General features: G+C 65.7%; 13 protein-coding genes and 4 pseudogenes. 9 read left to right on the top strand and 8 right to left on the bottom strand.

What is annotated here, in order from left to right:
* Positions 1-441 precede the first annotated feature (441 nt).
* Positions 442-1,110: a transposase gene (locus tag M5I08_RS18140; protein WP_249763400.1), complete on the bottom strand. Its 669-nt coding sequence runs from the start codon at positions 1,108-1,110 to the stop codon at positions 442-444.
* Complete coding sequence (locus M5I08_RS18145; RefSeq protein WP_219069987.1) at positions 1,014-1,703, bottom strand: helix-turn-helix domain-containing protein; 690 nt, start codon at positions 1,701-1,703, stop codon at positions 1,014-1,016. The genes M5I08_RS18140 and M5I08_RS18145 overlap by 97 nt, the downstream gene beginning before the upstream one ends.
* A 500-nt stretch (positions 1,704-2,203) precedes the next feature.
* Here M5I08_RS18145 and M5I08_RS18150 point away from each other — a divergent pair, with 500 nt between their 5' ends.
* Positions 2,204-2,866: a hypothetical protein gene (locus M5I08_RS18150; RefSeq protein ID WP_219069985.1), complete on the top strand. Its 663-nt coding sequence runs from the start codon at positions 2,204-2,206 to the stop codon at positions 2,864-2,866.
* Between the two features lie 443 nt (positions 2,867-3,309).
* Here M5I08_RS18150 and M5I08_RS18155 read toward each other — a convergent pair.
* Positions 3,310-3,592, bottom strand: a pseudogene (locus M5I08_RS18155) (LLM class flavin-dependent oxidoreductase); the annotation flags it as partial.
* Positions 3,593-3,695: 103 nt separating this feature from the next.
* Complete coding sequence (locus M5I08_RS18160; RefSeq protein WP_249762890.1) at positions 3,696-4,223, bottom strand: DUF732 domain-containing protein; 528 nt, start codon at positions 4,221-4,223, stop codon at positions 3,696-3,698.
* On the opposite strand from M5I08_RS18160, the pseudogene M5I08_RS18165 reads away from it, so the two are divergent.
* From M5I08_RS18165 to M5I08_RS18180, 4 genes and pseudogenes are all read left to right on the top strand, one after another.
* A pseudogene (locus M5I08_RS18165) lies at positions 4,140-4,629 on the top strand (SRPBCC family protein); the annotation flags it as partial. The gene M5I08_RS18160 and the pseudogene M5I08_RS18165 overlap by 84 nt on opposite strands.
* Before the next feature lie 75 nt (positions 4,630-4,704).
* A pseudogene (locus M5I08_RS18170) lies at positions 4,705-5,058 on the top strand (Clp protease N-terminal domain-containing protein); the annotation flags it as partial.
* A gap of 68 nt (positions 5,059-5,126) precedes the next feature.
* Complete coding sequence (locus M5I08_RS18175; protein WP_219070010.1) at positions 5,127-5,633, top strand: hypothetical protein; 507 nt, start codon at positions 5,127-5,129, stop codon at positions 5,631-5,633.
* A complete protein-coding gene (locus M5I08_RS18180; protein ID WP_370328505.1) occupies positions 5,606-6,163 on the top strand; it encodes a GNAT family N-acetyltransferase in 558 nt (185 codons plus the stop codon). The genes M5I08_RS18175 and M5I08_RS18180 overlap by 28 nt, the downstream gene beginning before the upstream one ends.
* Before the next feature lie 18 nt (positions 6,164-6,181).
* Here the strand turns inward: M5I08_RS18180 and zapE are convergent.
* Positions 6,182-6,382 (bottom strand): annotated as a pseudogene (gene zapE / locus M5I08_RS18185) (AFG1/ZapE family ATPase); the annotation flags it as partial.
* A 50-nt stretch (positions 6,383-6,432) separates the two neighbouring features.
* On the opposite strand from zapE, the gene M5I08_RS18190 reads away from it, so the two are divergent.
* The 4 genes from M5I08_RS18190 to msrB all read left to right on the top strand — a co-directional run bounded on the left by M5I08_RS18190 (position 6,433) and on the right by msrB (position 10,611).
* Positions 6,433-7,212: a pyrimidine reductase family protein gene (locus tag M5I08_RS18190; RefSeq protein WP_249762891.1), complete on the top strand. Its 780-nt coding sequence runs from the start codon at positions 6,433-6,435 to the stop codon at positions 7,210-7,212.
* Between the two features lie 18 nt (positions 7,213-7,230).
* Positions 7,231-8,799, top strand: a complete 1,569-nt coding sequence (locus M5I08_RS18195) for an alpha/beta hydrolase (RefSeq protein WP_370328657.1) — start codon at positions 7,231-7,233, stop codon at positions 8,797-8,799.
* A 67-nt stretch (positions 8,800-8,866) separates the two neighbouring features.
* Complete coding sequence (gene aftC, locus M5I08_RS18200; protein ID WP_219070003.1) at positions 8,867-10,210, top strand: arabinofuranan 3-O-arabinosyltransferase; 1,344 nt, start codon at positions 8,867-8,869, stop codon at positions 10,208-10,210.
* Entirely contained in the window at positions 10,207-10,611 is a 405-nt protein-coding gene (gene msrB / locus M5I08_RS18205; RefSeq protein WP_219069978.1) for a peptide-methionine (R)-S-oxide reductase MsrB, read from the top strand. The genes aftC and msrB overlap by 4 nt, the downstream gene beginning before the upstream one ends.
* 68 nt (positions 10,612-10,679) lie before the next feature.
* On the opposite strand, the gene M5I08_RS18210 is transcribed toward msrB, so the two are convergent.
* The 3 genes from M5I08_RS18210 to M5I08_RS18220 form a co-directional block, all read right to left on the bottom strand.
* Entirely contained in the window at positions 10,680-11,429 is a 750-nt protein-coding gene (locus M5I08_RS18210; protein ID WP_219069976.1) for a class I SAM-dependent methyltransferase, read from the bottom strand.
* A gap of 246 nt (positions 11,430-11,675) precedes the next feature.
* Positions 11,676-12,380 carry a hydrogen peroxide-dependent heme synthase gene (gene hemQ, locus M5I08_RS18215; RefSeq protein ID WP_219069975.1) on the bottom strand — a complete coding sequence of 235 codons (705 nt, stop codon included), beginning with the start codon at positions 12,378-12,380 and terminating at the stop codon, positions 11,676-11,678.
* A 5-nt stretch (positions 12,381-12,385) separates the two neighbouring features.
* Positions 12,386-13,771: a protoporphyrinogen oxidase gene (locus M5I08_RS18220; RefSeq protein WP_249763401.1), complete on the bottom strand. Its 1,386-nt coding sequence runs from the start codon at positions 13,769-13,771 to the stop codon at positions 12,386-12,388.
* Positions 13,772-13,807 lie beyond the last annotated feature (36 nt).

Consider the following 13,807-nt stretch of genomic DNA (forward strand, 5'->3'; position numbering starts at 1 on the left):
GTGGCGGGCAGCTTCGGTGATCCGGATGCCAACGAGGACTCGCGGACGCCCACGACTCACCGCCGAGGAGCAGATCGATCCGGTGGCAACGACGGCTGGGTTCGTGCTCGGGCAGCCTCACCGCATCCACGCATTGTCGACGTAACAGAGAGTCGGTCATCTCGCCAACCTCCTGCCGGCGCGGAACGTGGCAAACCTCCACGGTCGCTGTCGGTCAGCGTCACGGGTAGTGACCTATTGGCCCCTAACGTCGGTGACTCAGTCACTTACCCCCGGGGGGTATGTTGCGGGATATTGGATACTATCACGCCGACCCGCCATGAGTAAGACGACACGCTTTCACCGAAACGCGCCGACCTTCACCAAAGTCGATCTCAGGTGCCGCGTGAGGGGGTAGCTTTAGAACTTGCAACAAACTTGAAATGCCTTTGTAAAAAGACTCTACTGACGTGAATGTGGATGACCTCCTGTGTGGTATGGGAGTTCGAGGGTGACCGGTCCGCAGACCAGCATGACCATGGCGAGGGCGGCCTCGGCGCTGTGAAAGCCGTAGGCCCGGCGGATGATGAGCCGGACCTTGCTGTTGAGTCCTTCGTGGCGTCCGTTGGCCAGGCCGCGGTCGACGGCGGCCCGGATGCCGTCGAGGTGTTTTTTGATGGTCGTGCCGACCTTGGTGAACTGCGGGATCCGGCATCGCTGCGCCCAAGCACACCATTTGCCCAGCATGTGGGTGACGGTGTCGGTGTCGAGGTGACCGGCGAACACCGCCCGCAACGATTCCTTGAGCTCGTAGGCCCGCACCAGGGCGCCGCCCTCGCGTTTGAGCTGGGCGAGGGTGGCTTTCTGTGTATCGGTGAGGGATTCGGGGTTCTTCAGCAGCGCCCACCGGGCGCCCTTGTAGGTTTTGGCGATCTGCTTGTTCGACAGCGTGCGCGCGGACTGCCACACCTGGCGGCGCGCGTCGTCGAGAGCGTCGGTGGCTAGCTTGACTACATGGAACGGATCGAAACAGATCACCGCCTGCGGGGCGTGCGCCCGAACAGATTTCGCGAACGCAGGACCCAGATCCATCGACACGGCCTCGATCTTGTTCGCCCCGTCCTCGGGCAGGGCCTCGGTGAAGAACCTGTCCAGCGTGGTGGCCTTCTTGCCGGGCGCGCCCCGACGATTTTGCCGGTGTCGTGGTTAGAGACCAGCGTCAAATACTTGTGGTGCTTGCGCCAGGAGATCTCATCGACGCCGATATCGACCAGCTCGTCGAGCCGGTCGGGGTCAAGTTTGTCTGCCACCACGCGCGAGCACATCGCTCCGACCGTGCGCCAGGCGACGCGGCAGAACGTGGAGACCGTCTTCCTGTCACACTTGGTGGCCAACCAGACGGCGAGGTCCTCGAAGTCGCTGGTGAACCCCGACCCAGGACGGGCGGACGGCACCGATTCGGCCAACACGCCGTGCTCGGGGCACCGCAGGCGGCGGCGCCGCAGCTTCAGCACGCAACCCCGCCCGCCAAGGTCCAGATGCCGCCACGCCGAGTCGACCATCCGCGTGTCGTAGCGGTGCCGGGTCCGGAAATCGCAATGCGGACATGACATCACCCGCTGCTGCGGCCGCACCCACACAGTCACCTCCTCGCCGACCTCGACGGCACGAACCGTCGTCTTGGGCAAGTTCAGGACGCGGCTGAGTAAGGTGGTGGCGCGCACGGGCAAGCTCCTCAGGACGTGGTCTAGGTGGCTGGTGTCGAACGGGCGGTTTCATGCGCCGCGGCGAAATCGGCAAAAACCGGCACCGCCAGAATGGACGCTGAGCGACTTTCGGCGACCCGCCGACCAAATCACCCGCCCGGAGATCACGATATTTGGCGGCCCGAGATCGTTAGCCGTGTAAAACACCAGCCACCTAGGAGCTTTTGAACCTATGAGCTGCCCGTGCGCCCAACCCCTTACGCCACGCGAGACATAGCAGACCCCACCCGACCCACATTCATGGCAATAGAGCCCTATTTATGCAGGTTGATCGCGGCACTGGCTGCCATGAGGTAAGCCTACTTCAATCCCAGTACCGCGCACCAAGTGTTTGTGCAGCACAGAGGCAGTTTTAGAAGCCTGACAATCGGCTCCCGCCACATATACGTCGCTTACCCGTTAACTTGATTTCTTGCTGCCGAAAAGCTGAAAACCTGCTGGGACGACCTCGGACCAATTTGACGGCACCCAGCCTGAGCCTTAGCTTAGTTAAACCCAGTAAAACCGTAAGGTTGGGCACGCACGAAACGATGGGGGTTCCAATGATCGACAACCGCCTCACCGCCTCCTGGGTCCGCCGGTGGGGTACTGGCGCGGGCCTGGTTAGTGGAGCTGTCGCCGCCGCCATGATTGGGATGGCCGCTGCGCCTGGCGCCCGCGCCGACGGCGGTGTCACCCCCGCCGACTTGCAGGCCACTGCGACCGCCGATTTGACCGACGCCAACGCCGCATTGAACACAGCGCTGGGCCAATCGGACGTTTCCGATAACCTCAACCTTCAGGGGTTGGTGGATCAACAACTAGGGACGAACGACAACGCTTTACAATTACAAGATTCTCTGGTGACGCTTCAAGAAAGCGACCTGTCCGCCGACACCAACCCTATTGCGTTGGACCTGGACACCGCGTTATTCGGCGACGTTGATCAGGCGTTCGCCAACGGCGATGCAGCAGTGCTTAGCGCTAGCCAAAGCTTTACGGACGCGGCCGCGGCGGGCACACTCACGAGCAGTTCCGATTTCGGGATGGCTGCGGCTGATTTGCAGTTGCTCGGTCCTACCTTCGACGCTCTCGGTAGTTTGTTCACCGCCTTCGATATTGGGCTCCTAAACTCGTTCTAACCAGTAAGCATCGGCTAACTCACTTGTCGGAAGTTTCGAATTCTGCACACACCTGGCAGGCGCGATGCGCAGCCTGGGGCGGGGCGGCGTCGTGGGTAAAACTATTAGGACGCGTGCGAAAAGAATCGCTCGTAGAACACACGCAGAATCTTCGCGAACGGGGCGCTGGCGGGCAGGCCCGGCAAACATGCTCGGCTGCGTCGTGCTGATCTTGGAAAGCACTGGATAGCGCAGGCCGTGATCTCGCAACTCTGCGACCTGCTCGACAACCGCATCGGGATACCCTGCAGCACAGCATCTTTGAGGAGTGACATCGGTGCGTCGGATATGTACGACAACACCGTCTGCTCCTCGAGCACCTGCGGGATGACGTCTTGTGCGCCGACGAAGTCGTCGCCTAGCTAGCAGGTGACGCGCTCCGTGCCGTTTCCACAGCTCTGCAGGAGCATTGCGGCCGCTTGAGCGGTGACCGCAGGATCACGCCGGCCCGGATCGGTCACGCCGATACCAAGGCGCATGCGCGCCATACGGTTTCGGGCGGCCAGATGCCCACAGCACCGTCCACGGTTCGAGCTCGGCGTCCACCTTCGGGGCAAGTCGTATCGCGCCAACACATTTCGGCTGGGCCATCGACCACGGAAATAGCGAGTTCAAGTGGTCGGCCACCCAAAACGAATCGATCCGGGTGGCCACCGCACTGAGGTAAGTGGATCGCACCACCGCCATCGATGAAAAGCGCGCTGAGAGCGCACGAACAGCTATACCGACTTTGACCATGAGCCCCGACCCTAGGAGAGGCGTCGGCTTGTGGACTCGTTCGCCGCGCCCGCTACTCTCCGCGTCCGCCTGATATGTCCGCTCGGTTCGGTGGGGGCTCGGCGCCGTTGTCGCTGGCACGCTGTAGATGCTGCGGACAGTAGGCGCTGGCCGCAATCGCGGTGAACTTGGCGGCGCTGGTCATGCTGATTCCCGGATTCTGCTCGGTCACGTGCTGCACGACGTCAATTTCCGGCTGACCCTGGTCCATCAGCCCGCACGCGGCCTTGCCGGCGTTGACCGCACTCGGCCCGTTGCTAAAGGTGATGCCGGCCTTCGTCAGCGCGTCCAGGAAGCTGGCATCGACAGCCGGGTCGGCGTGCGCCGGCACGCCCGACCCGACCGTGGCGATGATGCCGAGCAACAGGAGGAGACGTCGCATCTGGCCATCATCGCTTATGGCGGCGCCGTTGTCGTATAGGAACCATGCTTGCGATAAGGCTGCCAAGATCACGTCGTGGCCGACAAAATCGAAGTCCAACGCAAGAGCGCCGCTCCCCCAGCCGACGTCTTCGCAGTGCTCAGCGATCCACAGGGTCACGTCGCCATCGAGCGACCGGGATGCTGCAAGACGCCGAAGGCGGCCCCCCGTTGCCGCCGCGGGTGACAGCGTCGTCGTCCATATGGACCGCGACGCGCTCAACGACTTTCCGGAACTGGGCAAGTGCGACGTCACGGTCAGCATTCGCGACTTCGAGCCCGGACGGCTGATCTCGTGGACCGTTCTCGGTCAAATTCGCCCGCCGATCGGCCACGTCTATGGGTGTCTATGGGTACCGCCTCGAACCCGACGAAACCGACGAAGGGACGCTCGTCACATCGGTCTACGACTGGTCCCAGATCGACGATCACGGCGTGGAACCGGCATTTTTCCGGTGGTCTCCGAGCTCGCATTGCGCACCGCGCTGGGCATCTTGGACCCGACCGTGCGCCGCGGCTACCCGAAGGGTTGGCGAGCGCCGCCCGCCGTCCCCGTCAACCCATTGTTGACGGAATACCGGGGTCAACCTAAGGTTGACGGCATGGCTGAATCTGCCCCGGAACCCGCTCCCGTCAGCTATCCCGTCCGACTCGACGAGATGATCAACGCCATCGAAAACGCGCATACCGAGATGCTGGACCAGCTCAGCGACGCCGTCTTGGCAGCCGAACACCTCGGGGAGGTGGCCGACCACCTGATCGGACACTTCGTCGACCAAGCGCGCCGATCGGGAGCCTCCTGGACCGACATCGGCAAGAGCATGGGCGTCAGCAAGCAGGCAGCACAGAAGCGGTTCGTGTTGCGAGCAGAGGGCACCACACTCGACCCCAACCAGGGGTTCGAACGCTTCACGCCCCGGGCCCGCAACGCCGTCGCCGCCGCCCAAAACGCCGCCGTGCTGGAATCTCTGGTTGCCGGGCAGAAGAACTGACGCAGCCTTCGCGGTGTGCCATCATGCCAAACATGCGCCGCTGCCTCGTCGTGTTGGTCACCGCGTTCGCCGCGACTCTGTGGGCGCTTCCGCGCGCATCGGCCGGCGATGCGCCGATCGGCCACCTCGGCACCACGTTGCGGGTCGACACCGGAAAAATGATCGCCGACGTCACGGTCAGCAGCGTCCAGCCGATCGACCCGCCGCCGGGGTTCGGCTACAACCGCGTCGGCATCCCGGTCAAGAGCTTCCCGCGTAGCGCGGCGGTGCGCGCGGACGTGGCGATCCATGCCGTCCGGGTGCCGACCCCGTTCCAGATGGCCACCGACTTGACCTTCGACGGGGTAACCCCGTTCGGCGACGCCTACAAGTCACGCCCGTCCGACGCACCTGACGCGCTGGACGCCGCGCTGACCAACGCACCGGCCGGCTCGGTTATTCGCGGCGGCGTGTATAGGGAGGCCCACCGCGACCCGGTCTCCGCCGTCGTGCTGCTGGACAGGAAAACGGAGTGTCACCTGGCGCAGTGGAACCTATAGCCCGCATCGCCAGAGCCAATCCCGCCGACACCGTCGAGTTGGCTGCGGTCGCCGCACGCACCTTCCCGCTCGCGTGTCCCCCGTCGGCCACGCCCGCGAATATCGCGGCGTTCGTCACCGCCAACCTGTCCGAGATACGTTTCGCCGAGTACCTGGCCGATCCGCAACGGCTGGTCCTCACCGCCAGCCACGACAACCGAATTGTCGGTTACACCATGCTGATTCGCGGTGTCGGCGACGATCCCGACGTGCAGCGAGCCGTGCCTGTCCGACCAGCCGTGGAACTTTCCAAGCTGTACGTGCTGCCCGATTATCACGGTTCGGGCGCGTCGACGGCGCTGATGACCGCCGCGCTCGACGCCGCGGTCGAGTGGGGCGCTGGCTGCGTATGGCTGGGTGTCAATCAGAAAAACACTCGCGCACAACGGTTTTACACAAAATGCGGTTTCAGCGTCGACGGCGTCAGAACATTTCAACTGGGTGCTGGTATCGAAAACGACTATGTGATGGTGCGCAGCTCTATGCGTTGAGCACTGCACTCAGAACCAGTTGGACGCCGCGGCCACCGACCCGCCGCACTCGACGAGTCGGAAAAGCAGCCGGGAGATCAGCGTAGTATTTCCCGGGTCGTCCAACTCGAACTCGTCGATACACAACAGCGTGTAATGCCCAAGCAGCTCAATGCATTCGGTGAAGCCGAACACTCCGGCCAGCTGGGTCAGCTCCATGAAGGTCGCAAAGGGCTCGGGATGCATCGCATCGGCCGGGCATGCAGGCACCCTACCCACGTGGTGCAATCATGCCCATGTCTGACCAGGCCGGCGGGATGCAGCTGCGACTGCTCGGCTCGGTCCGCGAACTCGACGGCGGCGAACTGCCCGACCTGTACGGCTACCCGGCGCGGCTGAACAGGATTTGGCTACGGGCCAACTTCATCGCCAGCCTCGACGGCGGCGCCACCGTCGGCGGCGCCACCGGCCGTCTGGGCGGGCCCGGCGATCGGGCGTTGTTCAGCCTGCTGCGCGAGCTGGCTGACGTGATCCTGGTCGGCGCCGGCACGGTTCGCGTCGAGGATTACTCCGGCGCACGCCCGACCATCGCCCAGCGGGGGCGTCGCCAGGCCCGCGGCCAGAGCGAAGTCCCGCAACTGGCGATCGTCACCAAATCCGGCCGGCTGGGCCGGGATATGCCGGTGTTCACCCGCACCGAGGCGCCGCCGCTGGTGTGCACGTGCGCGGCGGTGGCCGACCGGACTCGGCGCGAACTCGCCGGTCTCGCCGACGTCGTCGAATGCTCGACCGACGACCCGGCCCGAGTCGACGAAGCCGCAGTGCTCGCGGCGCTGGCCGACCGCGGCCTGTACGGGGTGCTGACCGAGGGCGGCCCAACGCTGTTGAGCTCATTCGTCGAGCGCAACATGCTCGACGAACTGTGCCTGACGATCGCGCCGAGCCTGGTCGGCGGTCTGGCCGGCCGCATCGCCGCGGGCCCCGGGCAGGTGCTCACCCGTATGCGCTGCGCGCACATCCTCACCGACGACGACGGCTACCTGTACACGCGCTACGTCAAAGACGTGTAGAGCGCCCGGATGGCTATGGTGGTCGGCATGAGCCGGCCCGCCGCAATCGCCACCTCGTTGATCGTGGTGACGGGGTTGCTGGTCGGCTGCGCGCCCGGCTTGGCCGCCAATCCGCGCTTCGCCACCAATGCCGGCGCCGGGCCGCAGGGAAAGCCCACGACGGCCAAGCCGGCCAATGGTCCGCCCCCGATCGCGGCGCCGAAGAACGACTTGTCGTGGCATAACTGCACGTCGAAGGAGTTCATCGACGCCGCGGTACCCGCGGCGCCCGGAGTCAAGCTGGATTGCGCAAGCTACGACGCCGACCTCGACCCGGTCAACGGCGCGGCCGGCACGCTGAGCATCGGTGTGGTGCGCGCGACCTCGGTGAAGACGCCGCACGATGCCGGCCCGCTGGTCTTGACCACCGGCTCGGATCTGCCCTCGTCGCTGCAGCTGCCGGTGTGGCTGGCACGCGCCGGCGCCGACGTGCTGCAAAAGCACCCCATCGTCGCCGTCGACCGCCGCGGTATGGGCTTGTCGAGCCCGATCGACTGCCTCGATCAGTTCGACCGTCAGGAGATCCGCGACCAGTCGCAGTTCGAGGCCGGCAACGATCCCGTCGCCAACCTCGCCGACATCGTGCAGAACGCCACCACCAGCTGCACCGACACCATCGCACCCGGCGACTCCGCCTACGACAACACCCACGCCGCCACCGACATCGAGCGGCTGCGCAGTATCTGGGATGTGCCCGCGCTGGCGCTGATCGGCATCGGCAGCGGCGCCCAGGTGGCGCTGTCCTACGCCAGCTCGCATCCCGACAAGGTCGCCAGGCTGGTCCTCGATTCCCCAATAGCACTGGACGTGGGCGCCGAAGCCGCCGCCGAGCAGCGGGTCAAAGGGCAGCAATCGGCACTGGACGCGTTCGCGGCGCAATGCGCGGCGCTGAACTGCCCGCTGGGCCCCGATCCCAAAGCCGCGGTGAGCTCGCTATTGGCCGACGCCCGCGCCGGCCATGGCCCCGGCGGTGTGTCGGTGGCGGTCCTCGCCACCGCGATCAGCACCGCGCTGGGCTACCCCACCGGCGACCGGGCCAGTACCACCAACGACTTGGCCGCCGCGCTGGCAACCGCGCGCTCCGGTGACACCAATTTGCTGACCAGCCTTGCCAACCGGGCAGAGGGCCTCACCGGCACCGACGGGCAGTTCGTCGATTCATGCAGTGACGCGCTCAACCGCCCCACACCCGACCGGGTACGGGAGCTGGTGGTCGCCTGGGGCAAGCTCTATCCCCAGTTCGGCGCCGTCGGCGCGCTCAACCTCGTCAAATGCCTCTCCTGGCCGAGCACGACGGCGCCGCAGCCGCCGAAGGTTCTCAAAGTCGACGTGCTTTTGATGGGCGTACAGGACGATCCGATTGTCGGGATGGAAGGCGTCTCCGCCACCGCCGCCACCGTCATCAACGCCACCGCAGCCAGCAAGCGGGTGATGTGGCAAGGGATCGGGCACGGCGCCAGCATCTACTCCTCGTGCGCGGTCCCGCCGCTGATCGGCTACCTGGACAGCGGCCATTTGCCATCGACCGACACTTACTGTCCCGCCTGACGCGAACGGCCATCGCCCGTGTACGGTGCGCTCGTGACGCGCGCCGACGACGATGCTTCAGCAAGCGATGTGGGGGCACCACCCAGCCGGGAGAGGAGCGGCGCTCGTGACTTCAGTTGATTCCCCTCACGGCGCTCTGCGCGATTGGGCGCAGGCCGCCTTCGGTCCCCGCACCACCGCGCCGAGCACGGCGAGCGTGCTGCGCTCGGCGTTGTGGCCGGTGGCCATCCTGGCAGTAATCCACCGCACCGTCGTGGTGACCACCAACGGCAACATCACCGACGATTTCAAGCCCGTCTACCGCGCGGCGCTCAATTTCCGGCACGGCTGGGACATCTACAACGAGCACTTCGACTACGTCGACCCGCACTACCTGTATCCGCCCGGCGGCACGCTGATCATGGCGCCGTTCGGCTATCTGCCGTTCGCGGAGTCGCGCTACTTGTTCATCGCGTTGAACAGCGTCGCGATCGTGCTGGCGGGCTACGTGCTGCTGCGGATGTTCAACTTCACGCTGACCTCGGTGGCCGCCCCGGCGCTGCTGTTGGCGATGTTCTGCACCGAATCCGTAACCAACACATTGGTTTTCACCAATATTAACGGCTGCATCCTGCTGCTTGAGGTGCTGTTTCTGCGGTGGCTGCTGGATGGCCGGACCAGCCGGCAGTGGTGGGCCGGCGTCGCCATCGGCCTGACAGTCGTGGTCAAGCCGGCGCTGCTTCCACTGCTGCTGCTGCCGCTGCTGAACCGGCAATGGCGCGCGCTGGCGCCGGCCTTCGTGGTGCCGGCAGTATTCAATCTGGCCGCGTGGCCTGTGACCGTCCATCCGACGGACTTCATCACCCGCACCGTGCCCTACATGTTGGGCGTCCGCGACTATTTCAACAGCTCGATCGAAGGCAACGGCGTGTATTTCGGGCTGCCAACGTGGCTGATCTTCTCGCTGCGAATCCTGTTCACGCTGCTGGCCATTGGTAGTTTGCGGCTGCTGTGCCGCTATTACCGCACCCGCGACCCGCTGTTCTGGTTCACCACGTCCTCGGGCGTGCTGTTGCTGTGGTCGTGGCTGGTGCTGTCGCTGGCCCAGGGATATTACTCGATGATGCTGTTCCCGTTCCTGATGACGGTCGTATTGCCCAACTCGGCGATCCGCAACTGGCCGGCGTGGCTGGGCATCTACGGCTTCCTGACGATGGACCGCTGGCTGTTGTTCAACTGGATGTACATCGGGCGGCCGCTGGAATACCTCAAGATCACCTACGGCTGGTCGCTGCTGCTGATCGTGGTGTTCACCGTGCTCTACTTCCGCTACCTGGATGCCAAAGCCGAGAACCGCCTCGACAACGGGATCGACCCGGCGTGGCTGACGGCCCGCACCGCAGCCCGCGCAAGCGCTAGCGTGGATGCATGAGCTCTCCACACGTGCAATTGACCGACGACGAATGGCGCCAAAAGCTGACTCCCGAGGAGTTCGCGGTGCTGCGACGGGCCGGGACCGAGCCCCCGTTCACCGGTGAATACACCGACACCAAGGCAGAAGGCGTCTACCAGTGCCGGGCCTGCGGCGCCGAACTGTTTCGCAGTTCGGAGAAGTTCGAATCCCATTGCGGCTGGCCATCGTTCTTCGACCCGGCCAATTCCGACGCGGTGATCCTGCGGCCCGACCACTCGCTGGGGACGACCCGCACCGAAGTGTTGTGCGCCAACTGCGGTAGCCACCTGGGCCACGTCTTCGAAGGCGAGGGCTATCCGACCCCGACCGATCAGCGCTACTGCATCAACTCGGTCTGCCTGCGCCTGGTGCCTGCCTGAGCATCGAGATTGCGTACAGGGTCGTGATTTCGCCGCCGCAACTGCCATAGCCGCAATCTCATGGCCGACTAGTCGACGCGAGTGGCGTGCATCTCCCAGAACGGGGCGTGGGCCCGGCCGCTGGTCAACCACGGTTCGATGACGCGGAACCGCTCCAGTAGTGGCTTGATTTGCTCGGCCTGATCGGGGTTGCGGGCGAGCATCATCTCGATTGCTTGGACGCTCAAGTTAATCTGATACGTGGTCGGCCCCAGATGGGTGATCTGCCAGCCGGCGTCGGGGAACACCTGCCGAAAGTCGTCTTCGGACAACGACCGTGGCATCCGAAAGCCGTTGACGTCGTGGGCGCCGAACTCGAACATGTACAGCCGCGCCCCGGGCTTGGTAGCGCGGTGTAAGGCTCGCGCATACGAGCGCTGCAGCTCCGGCTCCGTTGAAAAGACGTGGTAGAAGGCGCAGTCGACGACGGTGTCGAAGTGGTTGTCCAGGCCTTCCAACTTGGTCGCGTCGGCCAGTTGGAAGTTCACCGAGACCCCGGCTTTGCGCGCGTTCTCTTTGGCCCGCGCCAGTCCGGCCGGCGAGGCGTCGATGCCGGTGGCCGAGTAGCCCTTCGACGCGTAGTAGATGGCGTGGTGGCCCGGCCCGGTGCCCGGGTCGAGGACCTCGCCCTTGACCGCGCCCAGGGCCACCAGTTGCTGGACGACGGGTTGCGGGCCACCGATGTCCCACGGTGTGGCAGTCGGCAATCCGTGCGTGACCCGCTCATCGCGGTACATCGCTTCAAAGCGGCTGGGGTCGACGGAAGCTGGTCGAGTCATGACGCTAACGATATAACGCAAACGTATCGCGATGCAACGCCGCGAACGACTCGGCCTGTTGGTCGGTCCATCCGTCGTTGGCCAGCCCCGTGGTCGCCGATGCGCAGGCGGCGTAAAAATTCCTCACCCGCGCATCGAGCTGCCCGACCGACCATCCCGCGTGCCAATGCCCCACGATGGTGGCCGCGCTGGACCGGCTTGTCGACGGCGCAACGGTCCACGAACCCGCCGCCGAACACGGCGACGTTACGGCAGCGAGGCGACCAGCTGTTCGACGGCCACCCGCGGCCCGGTGAAAAACGGCGTCTCCTCACGGGTGTGCCGTCGGGCGTCGGTGGCGCGCAACTCGCGCATCAGGTCGACGATGCGGTGCAACTCCGGAGCCTCGAACGCCAGAATCCACTCGTAGTCGCCGAGCGCGAACGCCGGCACGGTGTTGGCCCGAACATCCTTGTACCCGCGCGCCGCCATGCCGTGCTCGGCGAGCATGCGCCGGCGCTCCTCGTCGGGCAGCAGATACCACTCGTAGGACCGCACGAACGGATACACGCAGATGTAGGCGCCCGGCTCCTCGCCGGCCAGAAACGCCGGGATGTGGCTTTTGTTGAACTCCGCGGGCCGGTGCAACGCCACGCTGCTCCACACCGGCGTGCACGCCCGGCCCAGCGTGGTGGTGCGACGGAAATCCTCATAGGTCGCCTGCAGCGCTTCGACGCGTTCGGCGTGCGTCCAGATCATGAAATCGGCGTCCGCCCGCAAGCCCGCGACGTCGTAGAGACCCCGCACCACGACGCCGTACTCCTCGCGCTGCTTGAAGAAGGTCGCGGTCTCATCGACCACCTCTTCTCGGGCATCCCTTTCTTCGCCCAGCGCCCCTTGCCGCACGGAGAACACCGAGAACATCAGGTAACGCACGGTGGCGTTGATCGCGTCGTAGTCCAAGCGGGCCATGACAACTATCGTGCCACGGAGGCTTCGACCGCTCCCAGCACGCCGGTGACGGCCCGGCCGGCCGCGCCGATGCACGCCGGTACCCCGATCCCGTCGAGATAGCCGCCTGCCACCGCCACCGTCGGCGGCAGGCCGGCCCGCAGCTCAGCGACCAAGTCGCGATGGCCGGGGCCATACTGCGGCATCGCGTCCACCCAGCGCCGCACGCACACGTCTACCGGGTCGATCGCCAGCCCGAAAACGTCTGCCAGATCCTGTTTCGCCCAGGCGAGCAACTCGTCGTCGGATGCGTGGCGGGCTGGATTTTTATCGGGGGCGTCGCCGAACCGGCCGAACGACAGTCGCAACAGTTCCACGTCGCTGCGTCCCCACTTCCGCGATGACAACGTGATCGCCTTGGCGTGCAAGTGTTCTCCGCTGGCTACCAACACGCCGGAATTCTGCGGGAAGCGGACACCGCGGGGTACGGCCAGCGCCACCACCACCGACGACGCGCTGACGATGCGGCCGGCCGCGGCGGCGGTGCGTGGCGCGATACCTTCGACGAGCCTGACCAGCCGTGCGGCCGGGACGGCCAGGATCACCGCGTCGGCACGCCGCCCGCCACCGGCATCGTCGCGCAGCATCCAGCCCTGCGCAGGAGCTTCAGCGGCTTCGATACCGTCCACCGCAGCCTGTACCCAATTCAGCCGGCTGCGGCGGACCAGCTCGTCGACCAGCACCGTGTAACCGCCGCCCACCGCGCCGAATACCGGTCCTGCGGTGATGCTCATCAGCGCCTGGCGGACCGCGTCGGTCAGGTGAGGGGCGCCGGCGTCGAGCGCGGCGGTCAGGGTCGGGACAGCCGAGCGTAGCCCGATGGTGGCCGCCGACCCCGCGTACACCCCGCCGAGCATCGGATCCACCGACCGGGCCACCACCTGCTCGCCGAACCGGCCGGCAACCAGGTCGGCGACGGGGGGATCGCCACCGGCTTGCCAGCGAAACGGACGGCTGGGCTCAGAAGCGATCCACGCGAGGGTGGCGGCGTTGACGAGTCCGGCCATCGACTCCGCGGACGAGGGAATGCCGCCCAGCGTCGCCGGCGGTAACGGATGCAGCCGGCCCTGGCTGTAGATGAGCGGGCGTACTCCGGTGGTCCCGACGTGCCGGTTCGTCAAGCCCAGTTCGGCCAACAGCGCCGGCACCTCGGGACGGCGTACCACGAACGCCTCGGCGCCGACGTCCATGGGCACCCCGCCGACCGCCTCGGTGCGCAGCACGCCACCGAGGCGGTCGGCTGGGTCGAACACCGTGATGCTCGCCTCGTCGCCGACGGCCACCCGTAACCGGTAGGCCGCTGTCAGGCCCGAAATACCGCCGCCGACAACACAATACGAACTCGTCCTGATCGTCCGCCTGCTCTTCGGGCCGTTGCGGCCCGCATC

It is taken from the genome of Candidatus Mycobacterium methanotrophicum (assembly GCF_023515995.1).
Taxonomy (GTDB): Bacteria; Actinomycetota; Actinomycetes; order Mycobacteriales; family Mycobacteriaceae; genus Mycobacterium; species Mycobacterium methanotrophicum.